Origin of the sequence: Rhodococcus cerastii (genome assembly GCF_033042195.1) — a bacterium.
Classification (GTDB): domain Bacteria; phylum Actinomycetota; class Actinomycetes; order Mycobacteriales; family Mycobacteriaceae; genus Rhodococcoides.
Genome location: NZ_JAWLKF010000003.1, coordinates 244,981 through 260,825, shown reverse-complemented (window position 1 = coordinate 260,825; position 15,845 = coordinate 244,981). Strand labels below are relative to the sequence as shown.

12 protein-coding genes, 1 tRNA gene and 1 pseudogene are annotated in these 15,845 nt (G+C 63.9%); 6 read left to right on the top strand and 8 right to left on the bottom strand.

The features are described from left to right. The 4 genes from acpM to aceE all read right to left on the bottom strand — a co-directional run bounded on the left by acpM (window position 1) and on the right by aceE (window position 5,757). Window positions 1-345: a meromycolate extension acyl carrier protein AcpM gene (acpM, locus tag R3P93_RS08070; RefSeq protein WP_045199610.1), complete on the bottom strand. Its 345-nt coding sequence runs from the start codon at window positions 343-345 to the stop codon at window positions 1-3. 88 nt (window positions 346-433) lie between these two features. Beyond that, window positions 434-1,342 carry an ACP S-malonyltransferase gene (locus R3P93_RS08065; protein ID WP_317532747.1) on the bottom strand — a complete coding sequence of 303 codons (909 nt, stop codon included), beginning with the start codon at window positions 1,340-1,342 and terminating at the stop codon, window positions 434-436. A gap of 128 nt (window positions 1,343-1,470) precedes the next feature. Beyond that, window positions 1,471-2,850 (bottom strand): PucR family transcriptional regulator, encoded by a 1,380-nt coding sequence (locus R3P93_RS08060; protein ID WP_317532746.1) that lies wholly within the window; start codon window positions 2,848-2,850, stop codon window positions 1,471-1,473. Window positions 2,851-2,937: 87 nt separating this feature from the next. Beyond that, complete coding sequence (gene aceE, locus R3P93_RS08055) at window positions 2,938-5,757, bottom strand: pyruvate dehydrogenase (acetyl-transferring), homodimeric type (protein WP_094640411.1); 2,820 nt, start codon at window positions 5,755-5,757, stop codon at window positions 2,938-2,940. A 258-nt stretch (window positions 5,758-6,015) separates the two neighbouring features. Between aceE and R3P93_RS08050 the strand changes: the two genes are divergently transcribed. From R3P93_RS08050 to R3P93_RS08035, 4 genes are all read left to right on the top strand, one after another. Continuing rightward, window positions 6,016-6,438: a DUF3052 domain-containing protein gene (locus tag R3P93_RS08050; RefSeq protein ID WP_032379129.1), complete on the top strand. Its 423-nt coding sequence runs from the start codon at window positions 6,016-6,018 to the stop codon at window positions 6,436-6,438. Window positions 6,439-6,470: 32 nt separating this feature from the next. Further along, window positions 6,471-6,932: a peroxiredoxin gene (locus R3P93_RS08045; protein WP_094640166.1), complete on the top strand. Its 462-nt coding sequence runs from the start codon at window positions 6,471-6,473 to the stop codon at window positions 6,930-6,932. Between the two features lie 87 nt (window positions 6,933-7,019). After that, window positions 7,020-7,091 (top strand) — tRNA-Val (locus tag R3P93_RS08040). A 152-nt stretch (window positions 7,092-7,243) separates the two neighbouring features. After that, on the top strand, window positions 7,244-7,918 hold the full coding sequence (locus R3P93_RS08035; protein WP_317532745.1) for a nitroreductase: 675 nt from the start codon (window positions 7,244-7,246) through the stop codon (window positions 7,916-7,918). On the opposite strand, the gene R3P93_RS08030 is transcribed toward R3P93_RS08035, so the two are convergent. Together R3P93_RS08030 and R3P93_RS08025 are read right to left on the bottom strand one after the other, a co-directional pair. Beyond that, window positions 7,899-9,254, bottom strand: coding sequence for an MFS transporter (locus tag R3P93_RS08030; RefSeq protein ID WP_094640410.1), 1,356 nt, complete (start codon window positions 9,252-9,254; stop codon window positions 7,899-7,901). The genes R3P93_RS08035 and R3P93_RS08030 overlap by 20 nt on opposite strands. 283 nt (window positions 9,255-9,537) lie before the next feature. Continuing rightward, window positions 9,538-10,479, bottom strand: coding sequence for an NAD(P)/FAD-dependent oxidoreductase (locus R3P93_RS08025; RefSeq protein WP_317532744.1), 942 nt, complete (start codon window positions 10,477-10,479; stop codon window positions 9,538-9,540). A 104-nt stretch (window positions 10,480-10,583) separates the two neighbouring features. Here R3P93_RS08025 and R3P93_RS08020 point away from each other — a divergent pair, with 104 nt between their 5' ends. Beyond that, on the top strand, window positions 10,584-11,984 hold the full coding sequence (locus R3P93_RS08020) for an amino acid permease (RefSeq protein ID WP_317532743.1): 1,401 nt from the start codon (window positions 10,584-10,586) through the stop codon (window positions 11,982-11,984). Window positions 11,985-11,990: 6 nt separating this feature from the next. Here the strand turns inward: R3P93_RS08020 and R3P93_RS08015 are convergent, their stop codons facing one another. Both R3P93_RS08015 and R3P93_RS08010 read right to left on the bottom strand, forming a co-directional pair. Continuing rightward, window positions 11,991-13,157, bottom strand: a complete 1,167-nt coding sequence (locus tag R3P93_RS08015; RefSeq protein ID WP_317532742.1) for an iron-containing alcohol dehydrogenase — start codon at window positions 13,155-13,157, stop codon at window positions 11,991-11,993. A gap of 92 nt (window positions 13,158-13,249) precedes the next feature. Then, a complete protein-coding gene (locus R3P93_RS08010) occupies window positions 13,250-14,743 on the bottom strand; it encodes a CoA-acylating methylmalonate-semialdehyde dehydrogenase (RefSeq protein ID WP_068052203.1) in 1,494 nt (497 codons plus the stop codon). Window positions 14,744-14,855: 112 nt separating this feature from the next. On the opposite strand from R3P93_RS08010, the pseudogene R3P93_RS08005 reads away from it, so the two are divergent. After that, window positions 14,856-15,574 (top strand): annotated as a pseudogene (locus R3P93_RS08005) (LysR family transcriptional regulator). The last annotated feature ends 271 nt before the right edge of the window (window positions 15,575-15,845 follow it).

The following is a 15,845-nucleotide window of genomic DNA, read 5'->3' as shown; positions in this document are numbered from 1 at the left end:
TCACTCGCTCGCGGAGTCGTCGAGCTTGGCCTTGATAGCTTCTGCGGCTTCGGGGTTCTCCGCTTCGAGCTTCTGGATGTAGTTCACGGCGTCGCCGACGGTGCGCAGACCTGCGAGGTCCTCGTCGGGGATCTTCACGCCGTACTTGTCCTCGGTCTGCACTGCGATCTCGACCATGGAGAGTGAGTCGATGTCGAGGTCGTCCACGAAGGACTTCTCGATGGTCACCTCGGACGGTTCGATGCCCGTGACCTCCTCGATGATCTCTGCAAGTCCGGCGATGAGGTCTTCCTGGCTGGCCACTGTTGTGGCTCCCTTCTCTTCTGTGTAGAACGCCGAAGTCATGTGCTTCGAGACGCGATCGTGCATTTCTGCCACTCGGGGAGTGGAAGTGCGAGCCGCAGTGCTGTGACTGCGAAGTGTGTGGGTCGAGCTAACCGAGCTCGGCCATTGCGGAAATGTCCGCCGGTGTCTTCAGGCCGAGGTTGGCGACGCCGCGCAGTTCGCGTTTGGCGATACCGACAAGTGCGCCTGCCGGGGGCAGTTCGACGAGTCCGGTGACCTGCGCGGTACGCAGGTAGGCGTTGCACAGATCCCATCGCACGGGGCGAGTGACCTGGGCAGCGAGCTTGTTCAGGGCGTCGGCACCCGAGGAGACCGGCTGACCGTCCGAGTTGGACAGCAACGTCCGCGTCGGCTCCGACGGGGTGATGGCGGCAGCGGCTGCGGCAACGGTGTCGCCTGCGGACGCCATGTACTTGGTGTGGAATGCGCCTGCGACCGGTAGTGCGCGAACCCGAGCCTTCTCGGGCGCGCTCTCGGCCAACTCGGCGAGCTTGGTGAGCAGCCCGGCTGCAACGATCTGACCTGCAGCGTTGACGTTGGCCGGAGCGAGGTCCAGCTCTTCGAGGCGGGCCAGGACGGCAGCTTCGTCGCCGCCGAGCACGGCGGACATGCCGGTCGGTTCGAGCGCGCAGGCCTTGGCCATTGCTGCGCCACGGACGGCGGCGAGCGATACGGCGTCATCGGAGGAGATGACGCCGGCGATAGCAGCGGCGGCGAGTTCGCCCACCGAGTGTCCGGCGACGACGGCGTCCTCGGGGAACAGGCCGCGCGATGCGATCTCCTCGAACGCGAGCAATGCCGACGCGACGACCAGAGGCTGGGTCACTGCGGTGTCGGTGATTTCCTCGGCGGTGGCTGCGGTGCCGAGGCGGACGAGGTCGAGACCGGAGGCCTTCGACCACAACGCGAGTCGGTCTGCCGCACCCGGCAATTCGAGCCAAGGCAGCAGCATGCCGGGAGTCTGGGAGCCCTGACCGGGCGCAAGCAACGCAATCACAGGGTTAAGAGAACACCGTCGGGTGCCGAATGAGTGATGTCGCGCTCGATGAACTCTCGACAAGCAATTTGTGGGAACCCTACAAATTGCCTCGTGGGGATCCGCTATCGCCGAAGGGTGGTCCGGCGTTACGTGACTACTTCTCCGAATGTGACCTGTGTGACATATGGGGCAGGATGGGGCGGTTCGTGATGCGTTCGAGCCAACCTACCTACCGTTGCCGCAACCCTGAGTACGTACGCGTCGCGCGGATGCGTCGGGTCTCGACCGGTGACCTCGGCGATGCGCTTGAGCCGATACCGGACGGTATTTGGATGAACAAACAGCTGCCGTGCGCAGGTTTCCACCGCTCCGCCACAGTCCAGATACGCATCGAGGGTGTCGGCCAGTCCCGAACCTGCCGCGGCCAACGGAACGACCACGTGATCGTTCAACGCCGATATCGCCGCACCGTCGTTGAGCAGTGCGCGCTCGGGCAGTAGCTCGCCCGCATGCACCGGACGCGGCGCACCCCGCCACCCCGCCACGGCCTGCATCCCCGCGAATGCCTCCACCGCGCTCGAGTGCGCCGCACCGAGGGTGCGGGTGGTGGGGCCGATGACGACGGGTCCGTCCGAGAAGTTCTGCAGCATGTCGTCGATGAAGGCGCGATGGGTGGAAGTGTCGTCGAGCTGACCGCTGACCACCATCACCAGCCGCGTTCCCTGCACCACCGCCAGTGCGGCGCGGCCGTGCTTCTGCGCCACGGCGTGGACGGTTCCGACGACCGAGACGCCTCGATCGTCGGGAGGAGTGCCCACCAGCACCGTTGCGGGCGCGGTGGCGTCCCAGTTCAACGTGGCGGCACGCGAGAGCATGTCCGAGCCGGTATCTCCGCGTACGACGGCGTCGACCACGAGGGCTTCGAGGCGGGTGTCCCAGGCTCCGCGTGATTCGGCTGCGCTGGCGTAGACCGACGCGGCCGCGAAACCCAGCTCTCGCCCGTAGCGCAACACGGCCTCGGTCAGGGCCACCAGCTGCTGATCGTTGCGTGCCAGCGCCGGGAGCCACTGCTCGAAGAACTCCATCGCCACCCGCACCATGTCCACTGTCTGGCGCAGAGTGAGGCGTCGGGCAAGGTCCTGGGGAATGACCTGGAAGGCATCGAGGCTGAAGCGAATATCGCTGTTGGGGTTCTTCAGCCATTCGAGGAAGTTGTCGACGGCTGTCTGAATCAACAGTTGGACGCTGGCACGTTGGGCCGCGTCGAGATCACCGAAGAACGGCAACTGCCCCTGCATCGTGGTGACGGCCTCGGTCGAGAGTCGGCCGGAGAACTGTTTGACGCGACGCAGCAGCGCATCGGGCAGGGGATCGCGTTTCTGGCGGGAGGGTGCCAGTGAGGCGACCGGAAGGTGCACTTCGTTGTCCGAGGTCAACGATTCGCGCAACGCCTCACGGTAGGCGTCGCGTCGGGACACGTCGCGTGATGACGCGCTGCCCGGTGAGTCGGGTTTCGCATCGGACATAAGGAGAACCTACGCCCGACCCCCGCCCCTATCGCGACGGACATGCTTCGCGACATGGGACGGGGGTCGGCCGAACAGGCGTGGAACCTACGCCGAACCGGTGTCGGCGTACGACGTCGGTGCTGCGGTGACGTCGTCGATCTTGTACTTCTCCGCGGCCTCGACGGCCTTGGACTTGTCGATCTCACCGGACGCCGCCAGAGCGGACAACGTGGCGACGACGATCGACTCGGCATCGACGTTGAACACCCGTCGGGCGGCCGGACGGGTATCGGAGAATCCGAAGCCGTCGGTGCCGAGGGTGACGTAATCGCCCGGAACCCACTGGCGAATCTGGTCCGGAACAGCGCGCATCCAATCCGAGGATGCGATGACCGGGCCGTTGGCGTCGGCCAGCGCCGAGGTGACGAACGGAACCCGCTTGTCGGCACCGGGGTTGCGCAGCGACTCCTTCTCGGCGTCGACGCCGTCGCGGCGCAGCTCGCCCCAGGACGTCACCGACCACACGGCCGAGCGCACGCCCCACTCCTCGAACAGCAGCTCACGGGCCTTGCGAGCCGAGACCATGCCGACACCCGACGCCAACAGCTGCGCCTCGGGTCCGTCGCCCTCCTGCGGAGCTGCGAACCGGTAGATGCCCTTGAGCAGACCCTCGACGTCGAGGTTCTCCGGCTCGGCCGGCTGTACGTACGGCTCGTTGTACAGGGTGATGTAGTAGAAGATGTTCTCGCCGCCGAAGCCTTCCACGCCCTCGGTGCCGCCGTACATCCGTCGCAGACCGTCCTTGACGATGTGTGCGATTTCGTACGAGAACGCCGGGTCGTAGGCCACGGCCGCCGGGTTGGTCGACGCCAGGAGCAGCGAGTGACCGTCGGCGTGCTGCAGACCCTCACCGGTGAGCGTGGTGCGACCCGCTGTGGCACCGAGGACGAATCCGCGAGCCATCTGGTCTGCCGCTGCCCAGAGACCGTCGCCGGTGCGCTGGAATCCGAACATCGAGTAGAAGATGTACAGCGGGATCATGACCTCGCCGTGCGTCGCGTACGAGGTGCCGACCGCGGTGAACGACGACGTCGAACCGGCCTCGTTGATGCCCTCGTGCAGGATCTGGCCGACCGAGCTCTCCTTGTAGGCGAGCATCAGCTCCGAGTCCACCGAGGTGTACAGCTGGCCGTTGCGGTTGTAGATCTTGAGCGACGGGAACCACGAGTCCATACCGAACGTGCGTGCCTCGTCGGGGATGATCGGCACGATTCGGTGGCCGATCTCCTTGTCTCGCAACAGCTCCTTCATGACGCGCACGAGCGCCATGGTGGTGGCGACTTCCTGCTTGCCCGAGCCCTTGCGCAGCGTCTTGTACGTGTCGTCGCCCGGCTGCGGCAGCGGCTTGACGTCCACTCGCCGCTCGGGGACGAATCCACCGAGCTTGTTGCGGCGATCGAGCATGTACTGGATCTCGGGAGCGTCCGCACCGGGGTGGTAGTACGGCGGCATGTACGGATCCTTCTCGAGCTCCTCGTCGGAGATCGGGATGTGCTGGAGATCGCGGAACGTCTTGAGATCGTCGAGCGTCAGCTTCTTCATCTGGTGCGTGGCGTTACGGCCCTCGAAGTGCTTGCCGAGGGTGTAGCCCTTGATGGTGTGCGCCAGGATGACCGTCGGCTGGCCCTTGTGCGACATCGCGGCTGCGTAGGCAGCGTGCACCTTGCGGTAGTCGTGGCCGCCGCGCTTGAGGTTCCAGATCTCGTCGTCCGAGAGATCCTTCACGAGCTCCTTGGTGCGCGGATCGCGGCCGAAGAAGTGATCGCGAACGTAGCCGCCGTCGTTGGCCTTGTAGGTCTGAAAGTCGCCGTCGGGCGTGGTGTTCATGAGGTTCACCAGTGCGCCGTCGCGGTCCTTGTGCAGCAGCGAGTCCCACTCGCGGCCCCAGACGACCTTGATGACGTTCCAGCCGGCACCGCGGAAGAACGACTCCAATTCCTGGATGATCTTGCCGTTGCCGCGGACCGGGCCGTCGAGGCGCTGCAGGTTGCAGTTGACGACGAACGTCAGGTTGTCGAGGCCCTCGGTAGCGGCCACGTGCGCGAGTCCACGCGACTCCGGCTCGTCCATCTCGCCGTCACCGAGGTACGCCCACACGTGCTGATCGGTGGTGTCCTTGATGCCGCGGTCGTTGAGGTAGTGATTGAAGCGGGCCTGGTAGATGGCGTTCATCGGGCCGAGACCCATCGATACCGTCGGGAACTCCCAGAAGTCCTGCATCAGACGCGGGTGCGGGTACGACGGCAGTCCGCCGCCCTCGTTCACATGGCTGGCCTCTTGGCGGAAGCCGTCCATGCGCTCGGCCGGGATACGACCTTCGAGGAAGGCGCGGGCGTAGATGCCGGGGGAGGCGTGCCCCTGGATGAAGATGTGGTCGCCGCCGCCCGGGTGGTCCTTGCCGCGGAAGAAGTGGTTGAAGCCGACCTCGTAGAGCGCTGCCGACGAGGCATACGTGGAGATGTGGCCACCGACGCCGACGCCGGGACGCTGCGCGCGGTGCACCATGATCGCGGCGTTCCAGCGGATCCAGGCGCGGTAGCGGCGTTCCATGGACTCGTCGCCGGGGAACCACGGCTCGTTCTCGGTGGGAATGGTGTTGACGTAATCCGTCGACGTCAGCGACGGCAAAGCGACGCGGCGCTCGCCGGCGCGCTCGAGCAACCTGAGCATCAGGTAGCGAGCGCGGTTGGGGCCGGACCTCTCCAACAAGCCGTCGAACGATTCGATCCATTCGTTGGTCTCGTCGTTGTCGATATCGGGCAGGTACGACGCGACACCCTCACGGATGACGCGGACCCGTCCGTCCGAGCCCTTCTTGCCTGCAGACGATGTGTTCTGCCGTTCGCCGCTGTTCACTTCGGACAACGTGTGCACTCCTCAATGTGGCGGACGCTCGGTGTGGCGCCCGGTCCCGGTAGACCCGCCCCTGTGACGGCGGTCTACTTTCCTCGTTCTCGTGATTCCTCCCCAATCCTGCCGCATCTCGTCGGTTCTGGTAGTACAGAGGTCCGATACCCACCAGTAGAAATTTATGTACGCAATTTCGGCGCGGTCAGCTTGCGCGAACGGCTTCGACACTGTTCGCTTTGACTACTGCACCCACAATTCAAGGAGGTCACCACCGTGGTCGCCGCGGCGGACGCTCAGAACTACGCTCAGAAACTTGGCATCACTCGCGACATGGTCGTACAGGAGCTGGGCTGGGACGAGGACACCGACGATGATCTGCGCGCCGACGTAGAAGATGCGATCGGTGGCGAGACCCTCGACGAGGATTCCGACGAGGTGATCGACGTTGTACTGCTGTGGTGGCGCGACGGAGACGGTGACCTGGTCGATGCACTCATGGATGCGATCGGTCCGCTCTCGGACGATGGCATCGTGTGGGTCCTCAGCCCCAAGACCGGCATGTCCGGTCATGTCGAACCCAGTGAGATTGCCGAGTCCGCCCCGACCGCAGGATTGACGCAGACCTCTGCGGCAAACCTCGGTGACTGGATCGGAAGTCGATTGGTTCAGCCCAAGACCCCTGCCACCAAGCGGTAGGGGAGATGCTCGATACAGGAAGACGGTTCTAGATGCCGATCGAGGTTGGCGCAGTTGCGCCCGACTTCACCCTCAAAGACCAGAACAACCAACTGGTCACGTTGTCGTCGTACAGGAACGTGAAAAACGTTCTGCTCGTGTTCTATCCACTGGCCTTCACCGGCACGTGCCAGGGCGAGCTGTGCAGAGTGCGCGACGAGCTGCCGACCTTCGAGAACGACGAGACTGCGATCCTGGCAATCTCCGTGGGTCCGCCTCCGACCCACAAGATCTGGGCTGCAGAACAGGGTTACACCTTTCCGCTGCTGTCGGACTTCTGGCCGCACGGCGAGGTTGCTCAGGCGTACGGCGTGTTCAACGACAGCGCCGGATTCGCCAATCGTGGAACGTTCGTCGTCGACAAATCCGGAATCATCAGGTTCGCCGAAATGAACGGACCCGGCGAGGCTCGCGACAGTTCTTCGTGGGCCGAGGCTCTCGCACAAGTGAGCTGACCTGCGGAATTGTAGTTAGACATCAGACACGATAAATTTCTCCAAGCGTTCCGGTGGCCCGGGGTTGTCCCCAGGCCACCGGTACTCGGGCGTATAGCTCAGCGGTAGAGCTCTGGTTTTACACACCAGCGGTCGGGGGTTCGAACCCCTCTGCGCCCACCGTCTTCCAACACGCGGCTCGCCGGGACCCCGCACAACGCGCCCGATGCTCCTCTGGCAGCCGTTCATCCGCGCCGAAGAGTGTGTGGCTGGGTTCAGCCGTGGTGTTACGTTCGACCCGCACCCGACGACACCGACACGAGGCGGACGATGTGACCCGGTACGACGCACTGACAGAACTTCTCGACGAGAGGTATTCGTGCCGGCAGTTCCTGCCGAAGCAGGTCTCGCGTGAGGTACTCGAACAGCTACTGTCTGCCGCCCGGCGCACACCGTCGTGGTCCAACACCCAGTCGTGGCAGATCATCGTGACCGAAGGCGATGCCACCCGGAAGTTCTCCGACGCGCTGGTCGAGCACGTGGCGTCCGGTGTGCCGCAACCGGACTTCCCGTTCCCGGCGAACTACAACGCTCTGCACCGTGCACGGCGACGTGAATGCGGTGGCGCGCTGTACGAGAGCATCGGCGTGGTCAAGTCCGACACCGAGGCGACGACCCGGCAATTCATTCGCAATTACGAGCTGTTCGACGCCCCGCACGCGGCCATCATCACCACCGACGCCGATCTGGGTGTGTACGGCGCGGTCGACTGCGGTTTGTATCTGCAGACTTTCCTGCTGGCCGCGCAGAGTCTCGGTCTCGGAGCGATCGCACAAGCAGCCCTCGCCGCGTACTCACCGTTTCTGCACGAGTGGTTCGACATCCCGGACACTCGAAAAGTGGTGGCCGGCATCTCCTTCGGCTACCCGGACGAGACGCACTCGATCAACGGATTCCGTACCAGCCGAGCCCCTTTGGACGAGACGGTCACGTTCGTCGGGAGCTGACATCGTCGAGCGCTCCCGACTGCGACGGCAGTCCGTCGGCGACTCGGCTGCCGGTCCGCAATCCGCCGTAGGTCTTCTGCCGGATGGTCGCGAGGGTGATCATGCCGATCACGGCCGAGCCTATGACGAAGTAGGCGGGTGAAACCGAGCTTCCGGTGCGGTCGATCAGCCACGTCGCAATGTAGGCAGCGGTCCCACCGGTCGCGATCGTCGCAATGTTGAAGCCGAGAGCGACGCCGGTCAATCGAACTCGCGAGTCGAACAACGACGGGAACAGGGGAGCGGTTGCCGTCTGGATCAAGGGTGTGCCTACCGCGAAGAACATGAAAGCAATTGCAGCAACGAACAACCCGTGACCACTCATCATCGACATTGCCGGGTACGCGAGCAGTGCCGAGGCGAGCAATCCGCTGGCCAGCACACGCACGCTGCCGAACCGATCTACCAGCAACCCGGCGAGCGGCATGGACGCCGCGACGAGCACGATCACACCGGCCGCAGTCCAGGTGACCGAACTCTGACTGAATCCACCTTCGCGCACCAAATGGATGCCGATGTAGGTGAGCACCATGTATCCGGTCGCGTTCTGAGCCACACCCAGTCCGAAGACCTGCAAAACCTGCTTGGGGTGAGTGCGAAGCAGTTCGGTCAACGGTGCCTTCGCGACTTCGTTTTCCGCGACTGCGTTGACGAACTGCGGGGTGTCTTCGATTCGAGTTCGGGTCCAGAGGCAGAACAGCACCAGTGGGATGCCGAGCAGGAACGGAATTCGCCAGCCCCAGCTGGTCATTTGTGCATCGGTGGTGAGAGTGGAGGTGACGGCCACAGCGATGGCCGCGAGTGCGAAACCGCTGTTGCTACCCAATGCGACGAAAGATGCGCCGAGCCCCTTGCGTTTTTCGCCGACCGTCTCGTAGACGTATGTGAGCGCGCCTCCGAGTTCGCCACCGGCCGAGAAGCCCTGGACCAGACGGGCGATGACCAACAGGATCGGCGCGAGAACCCCCGCGTTCTCGTAGGTGGGGAGGAAGGCCATCAGTGCACTGCCGACGCCCATGAGCAGAACAGAGAACAACAAGGCGCGCTTGCGGCCGTGTCTGTCACCGAGGCGGCCGAAGAAGATTCCGCCGATCGGACGCATCAGGTAGGCAGATGCGAAGACGGCCAGACTCGCGAGCAACGACGCAGTCGGGTCGTCGCCGGGGAAGAACAATGGGCTGACGACGACCGCGAGGTAGGCGTAGACGGTGAGGTCGTAGTACTCGACGATGGTGCCGACCGTGGCAGCGAGTACGCCACGGCGTCTGGTCTGCTCAGGGGTGCGAATGGTGGCCACGGACTGCTCCGATTCTGTGTGCGACGGCGACGAGGGGGCGAGATCTGCGCGTGTCGTCACACCTTAATCGGTTAAATGTGTACATACTTCGAAATAGTGAACAAGAATTAAAGTAACTATCGCGCGGACGACGTGGCTGCCGGCGATCCGGTTGAGAGATGTTCGCGCGCACTGTTTTCGGTGGCATCAGCGGGCATGAACACGGCAACGGTCCACGCCGATTGCGCTACCGCCACGAGGGAACCCGAGCGCACAAGGGAGTGGAGCAGTCGCGCCGCGAGGTTCAGTGCCGGAGCGCGTCGATCAGCGCACGCGCCACATCCGTCCCCGAACGCCAGGCGCTCTCCACCCTGGGCACTCCGGCTTCGCACCATTGATCGCCCGCCAAACCGACGAAGCGTCCGTCCTGTTGCTGCAACGCGAAGTTCGAATCGTGCTGCGTCGCAGGCTTGGCGAATGTCCATCGATGAGCGTGACTCCACGCGGGTGCCGCCGAGACGACGGACAATTCGCGCAGGGCGTCGAGAACCGGGGCGATCGCACCATCGGGATCGTCGAGATGCTGCTGAGCTCGTTCCGACGTGGTGTGCGCAACCAGAACCGGCGCGCCGTCGCCGCGGCGTGCACCGTCGTCGACGACAAAATCGATATCAGGATGATCGTTGACGAACGCCGCATCGCGGAAGGGGATGTCGAGCCCGTCGAACCCACACGCCACCGCGATGACAGGAACGTAATCGACGGCATCGGGGACGGCGATCAGTCGCGCCGCATGCGGATCCGGCATCGCGACTACGACATGGCCGTCGGGCAATTCGGTCAGCTTGGTGGAATGCTCGATGTCGAAGCCCTCGAGCATGTTTCGTACCAGCGATCGCAGCCCGTTCGGGGTAGCCCAGCGAACGGGTCCGGTCGTTGTGCACGGGGCTGTTGCGGGCTTGAGGATGCCGAACGTGTTGGCCCACTGGCGCGCCAACCCAGCCGACTCCCAATCGGCAACCACGGTCGAGAATTCCTGATCACGAACGGTGAAGTAACCGGCGCCCAGGTCGACGCGACGACCGTGCAACTCCGGCGATGACATCCGCCCACCCGGAGCTCGGCCTCGGTCGACGATGCGGAACGGCACGTCTGCGTCGCGAAGAACCCGCGCGCAGGCCGCACCGGCTATGCCGGCACCGACGATGGTGACCGGATCGGTGATGCTGTCCGCTTGGGAGTTCATGCGTCCAGTATGCCCGGATTCGCGCGAATATCTCTGTACCACCGCCTGTCTGGACATAACGGTCACCCGCTGCGTCGGCGTTCACATTGTGTTCGACTACAGGGATGGCCATTACGGAGAAGCCGGACACCGGCGAGAACGGACTCGGTACCAGCCTGAAACCACGGCACGTGACGATGATTTCGATAGCCGGAGTCATCGGCGCGGGATTGTTCGTGGGTTCGGCCAACGCGATCGCGACGGCAGGCCCGGCGGTGCTGCTGGCGTACCTGTTCGCGGGAACACTCGTGATTCTGGTGATGCGCATGCTGGGGGAGATGGCAACGGCCAATCCCGACACCGGCTCGTTCTCCACGTATGCCACACGTGCACTCGGACATTGGGCCGGGTTCTCGGTCGGATGGCTCTACTGGTGGTTCTGGGTGTTGGTGATCCCGGTCGAAGCCACCGCGGCAGCGTCGATTCTCACCAACTGGCTCGGCGGAGCCCAGTGGATGTGGGCACTGCTCATCGTCATTGCCCTCACCGCGACCAACCTGATCAGCGTCGGCAACTACGGCGAATTCGAGTTCTGGTTCGCGCTGGTGAAGGTGGTGGCGATCATCGCGTTCATCGGCCTCGGAATCGCGGCCATTCTGGGATGGCTACCCGATTCGGAAGTCAGTGGTGTGGACCAACTCTGGGCCTCGGGCGGATTCATGCCCCTCGGGTTCGGCGCGGTGATCGCGGCCATGCTCACCACGATGTTCTCGTTCATGGGGTCGGAAATCGTCACCATCGCCGCTGCTGAATCCAAGGACCCGGCGAAGGGATTCACCCGCGCCACCAACTCGGTGATCTGGCGAATCTCGATCTTCTACTTCGGTTCCATCTTCGTCATCGTCGCGCTGGTGCCCTGGAACGAGCTGGATCCCAATACGGGCTCGTACCAATTCGTGCTGTCCAAGATGGGAATTCCGCACGCCGAGACCATCATGGACATCGTCATCCTGACTGCCGTCGCGTCCTGCCTGAACTCGGCGCTCTACACCGCGTCGCGCATGCTGTATTCGCTCGGCGATCGAGGCGACGCACCCAGGGCGGTCAAGAGAATCACCACGAACGGGGTGCCGTGGATCGCGGTGATCGCCTCGATGGTGCTCGGGTTCCTCGCCGTGATCGGAAACTACATCCTGCCCGAGAAACTCTTCACCTACCTGCTGGCGACCACCGGGGCCGTCGCCCTGTTCGTCTACCTCGCCATCGCCAGCAGCCAGCTGGTGCTACGGCGTCAACTCGACCGCGACGACGAACGCCCTGCCGTTCGGATGTGGCTGTACCCGTGGTTGACCTACCTGGCCATCGGGTTCATCGTGTTCGTCCTGGTGATGATGGTGGTGCGGCCGGAGCAGCGGTCGTCGATCCTGCTCTCGGCCGTCCTCGCCGCAGTGACCGTGACCGGCGGAATTCTGGTGCAACGCCGAAATACGCGGCGCGACACTGTTGCCGCCCGCGCATCGGAGTGAGTGCGACTAGATTCCCGCGTACACCTGCCGGTACAGATCGACGATCTGTTCGGCGGTCGGCACGACCGGATTGTTGCCCGGGCTGCCGGACGCGAGTGCCTGCTCGGCCATGAGCGGCAACAGGTCGTCCCATTTCGCCTTGTCGATACCGAAGGTCTCCGGCGTCGGCACCTCCACCTCACGGCACAGTGTGACGATCGCATCCTGCAACTTGCCACCGGCAACCTGATCGGAATCGCTTTCCGACGCCGCGCCCAGAGCGCGTGCGCAGTCGGCGTAGCGCGCCTGTGCCCCGTCGATCGAGAATGCGGTGACGGCAGGCAACAGCATCGCATTGGAAAGCCCATGTGCAACATGGAAATGCGCCCCGATGGGACGACTCATCCCGTGCACCAGGCAGACGCTCGCATTGGAGAAGGCCATTCCCGCCTGCGTCGAGGCATGCATCATCGCCTCGCGCGCCTGCCGGTCGCCGCCGTCCCGATACGCCCGCAGCAATGACGTCCCGATCGTGCGAATCGCACTGAGCGCCAAACCGTCGGAGATGGGGTTGGCCTTCTTGCTGACGTACGCCTCGATGGCGTGGGTGAGAGCATCGACACCGGTGTCGGCCGTCAGGCGCGCTGGCATCGACATCGTCAACTCGAAGTCGATGATCGAGGCGATCGGCAGAAACGACAGCCCGGGGCACAACATCTTTTCGTCCGAGGCGACGTCGGTGATGATGGTGAACTGAGTTGCCTCCGAACCACTTCCGGCCGTGGTGGGGATTGCGATGATCGGAAGTGCCGGGCCGGTCGACAGCACGGGAGCTTTGAAGTCCCGCATCGTGCCGCCCTGCACCGCGAGGATGGCCAACGCCTTGGCCGTGTCCATCGGACTGCCACCGCCGAACCCGATGATCGAATCGGCCGAATGCTGCTGCACTGCGTCGAGACCGGCGACCAACGAATCGGTCGTCGGATCCGGAACGGTGCCCGAGAACAATGCAGGCGTCTTACCGGCCTCGGTCATGATCTTCATCAAACGATCCGCCGAGCCGTTGCCGGCCATGAACGCATCGGTGACGAGCAACGGCCGTGACACGTCGAGGTCGGTCAGAACCGTCCCCAGATCCTCGACGGCACCGCCGCCGAGCTTGAGGAACCGAGGAAACGAAATATTGGCAACCATGGGTGTGCTCCTTAGCGCTGTGGACCCATGTGCGCGGAAATTCGTAACCTGCTACGAAGTTCCGCGCACATGCGTCAGCTCTGTTTCTGGGCTCAGCTGTTTTCGGGGAAGCCGAGGTTGATGCCGCCGTGGCTGGGGTCGAGCCAGCGACTGGTGACAGCTTTGCCGCGGGTGAAGAAGTGGACACCCTCGGTGCCGTGGGCGTGGCTGTCGCCGAAGAGGGAGTTCTTCCAGCCACCGAAGCTGTAGTACGCCATGGGAACCGGGATGGGCACGTTGATGCCGACCATGCCGACCTCCACCTCGTTCTGGAAGCGGCGGGCAGCCCCACCGTCGTTGGTGAAGATGGCGGTGCCGTTGCCGTACGGGTTCTCGTTGATCAGTCGAAGCGCGTCGTCGTAGGTCTCGACGCGGACGACCGAGAGGACCGGTCCGAAGATCTCGTCGGTGTAGACGCTCATGTCGGGAGTCACGTTGTCGATGAGGGTGGGGCCGAGCCAGAAACCGTCGGTGCCACCGTCGGGCTGGACGGTGCGTCCGTCGACGACGAGGGTGGCTCCGGCTGCTTCGCCTGCATCGACGTACGAGGCGACCTTGTCACGGTGGGCCTTGGTGACGAGTGGACCCATGTCTGCCCCTCGGGTGCCGTCGCCGGTGACCAGCGGGGTGGTGCGTTCGGCGATCTTCGCGACCAGTTCGTCGGCGACGTTCCCGACGGCCACGAGTGCGGAGATGGCCATACAGCGTTCGCCTGCGGAGCCGAAGCCTGCGTTGACCATGGCGTCGGCGGCGAGGTCGAGATCTGCATCGGGGAGTACGACGGCGTGGTTCTTGGCACCGCCGAGGGCTTGGACGCGCTTTCCGTGTGCGGTGCCGGTGGAGTAGACGTACTGGGCGATGGGGGTGGAGCCGACGAAGGAGATCGACTTGATCTTCTTGTTCTCGAGGAGTTCGTCGACGGCAACCTTGTCGCCTTGGAGGACGTTGAACACCCCGTCGGGCAGACCGGCCTCGGCCCAGAGCCGGGCGAGCCAGATACTCGCGCTCGGGTCTTTCTCCGAGGGCTTGAGTACCACGGTGTTGCCGGCCGCGATGGCGATGGGGAAGAACCACATCGGGACCATGGCCGGAAAGTTGAAGGGGGAAATGATGCCGACCGGTCCGAGCGGCTGGCGGATGGAGTAGACATCCACGCCGGTCGAGGCATTCTCGGTGTATCCGCCCTTGAGCAGATGCGCCATGCCGCAGGCAAATTCGACGACTTCCTGGCCACGAGAGATCTCACCGAGGGCGTCGGAGAGCACCTTTCCGTGCTCGGAGGTGATGATCTCGGCAAGCTCGTTCTTCCTCGCGTTCAACAATTCTCGAAACGAGAACAAGATCGATGTGCGCTTGGCGAGGGAGGTGTCACGCCACGCCGGGAATGCGGCTGCAGCGGCGTCGATGACCGCCCGGGCGTCGCCCTGATCGGCCAGGGTGAGCGCGCCGGTGACCTCACCGGTCGCGGGATTCGTGACGGGCGCGGTTCGGTCGGAGGTGCCGGAATAGGTCTTTCCATCGAGCCAGTGCGCAATGACGTCGGTCAACGTTCGATCCTTCCATCGGTGTGTTCCGAGTCTCACTTGTAAGGATGCACATGTCAAAGGCCAAAACCGCAGATCGCTGTGCAGAAATGCACACCGGCGATAGTCTCGGTGGGTGTTCAACGCAGACCACCTCCGCTACTTCCTCGAAGTGTCGAGGACCGGGCGTTTGACCGACGCCGCGCACACTCTCGGTGTGGACCACACCACCGTCGGTCGGCGCATCACCGCGCTCGAGAAATCGGCCGGTCAACGCCTGTTCGACAGAACGCCGACGGGTTGGCGACTCACCGAGGCGGGTCGACGCCTCGTCGGATATGCCGAGACCGTCGAATCGACACTCATCGCCGCCTTCGAGGATCAGACCTCCGACACCGGCACACTGCGAGGGACCGTTCGCATCGCAGCCCCGGACGGGTTCGGAGCGTTCGTTCTGACACCGAAACTGGGGCTGCTCAGAGACAAGCACCCCGACCTCGACATCGAATTGGTCACCGCCACCGAGCACAACTCGTTGGCCACCAGGGAATTCGACATCGCAATCACGTTGGAGCGGCCGTCGCCGCGATTCGTGGTGACTCGCAGGTTGGCCACGTACTCCCTCGGGCTCTACGCTGCCGCCGATCCGGGGTGGGAATTGCGCCCTTGCCCAGCTACATCGGTGAGCCCGACGAGGCCCTCGCGTCGGTGTTGCCCGGCGTCGTCTCGGTCGAGCGGACGTATTGGACGGTGGTGCCGCGAGAGCTGACCGGTCTGGCGCGGGTGAAGGCCGTCGACGAATTCCTGCGGTCGGTCGTGACCGACGAACAACATCTCTTTCCTGTGTCGCAGTAACGACGCGAGAAGTGCACAGTCCGAGAGTGCCGGTGGCCGTTGATATTTGGACGTTTCGATGAGACGCGCGTCTCGTGATGACGGACACACGTGACGCCGACCTCAAAGAAGTGGGAAACAGTGAAGATAGGGGTAACAATCTGTTACAGACACATCCGCGGACGCGGATCCACTCGAGATTCTGGGGGAATCATGACACTGTTCGTAATGGCAACGGTCGGCTTCGTCGGTATGGCAATCGCACTGCTCAACGACGGAAGCGACATGAATT

What these genes read in the sequence shown, in the direction of transcription:
- acpM (WP_045199610.1), bottom strand. Translation starts at nt 345, where the DNA reads ATGACTTCGGCGTTCTACACAGAAGAGAAGGGAGCCACAACAGTGGCC.
- R3P93_RS08025 (WP_317532744.1), bottom strand. Translation starts at nt 10,479, where the DNA reads ATGAACTCCCAAGCGGACAGCATCACCGATCCGGTCACCATCGTCGGT.
- R3P93_RS08015 (WP_317532742.1), bottom strand. Translation starts at nt 13,157, where the DNA reads ATGGTTGCCAATATTTCGTTTCCTCGGTTCCTCAAGCTCGGCGGCGGT.
- R3P93_RS08045 (WP_094640166.1), top strand. Translation starts at nt 6,471, where the DNA reads ATGCCGATCGAGGTTGGCGCAGTTGCGCCCGACTTCACCCTCAAAGAC.
- R3P93_RS08020 (WP_317532743.1), top strand. Translation starts at nt 10,584, where the DNA reads ATGGCCATTACGGAGAAGCCGGACACCGGCGAGAACGGACTCGGTACC.
- R3P93_RS08060 (WP_317532746.1), bottom strand. Translation starts at nt 2,850, where the DNA reads ATGTCCGATGCGAAACCCGACTCACCGGGCAGCGCGTCATCACGCGAC.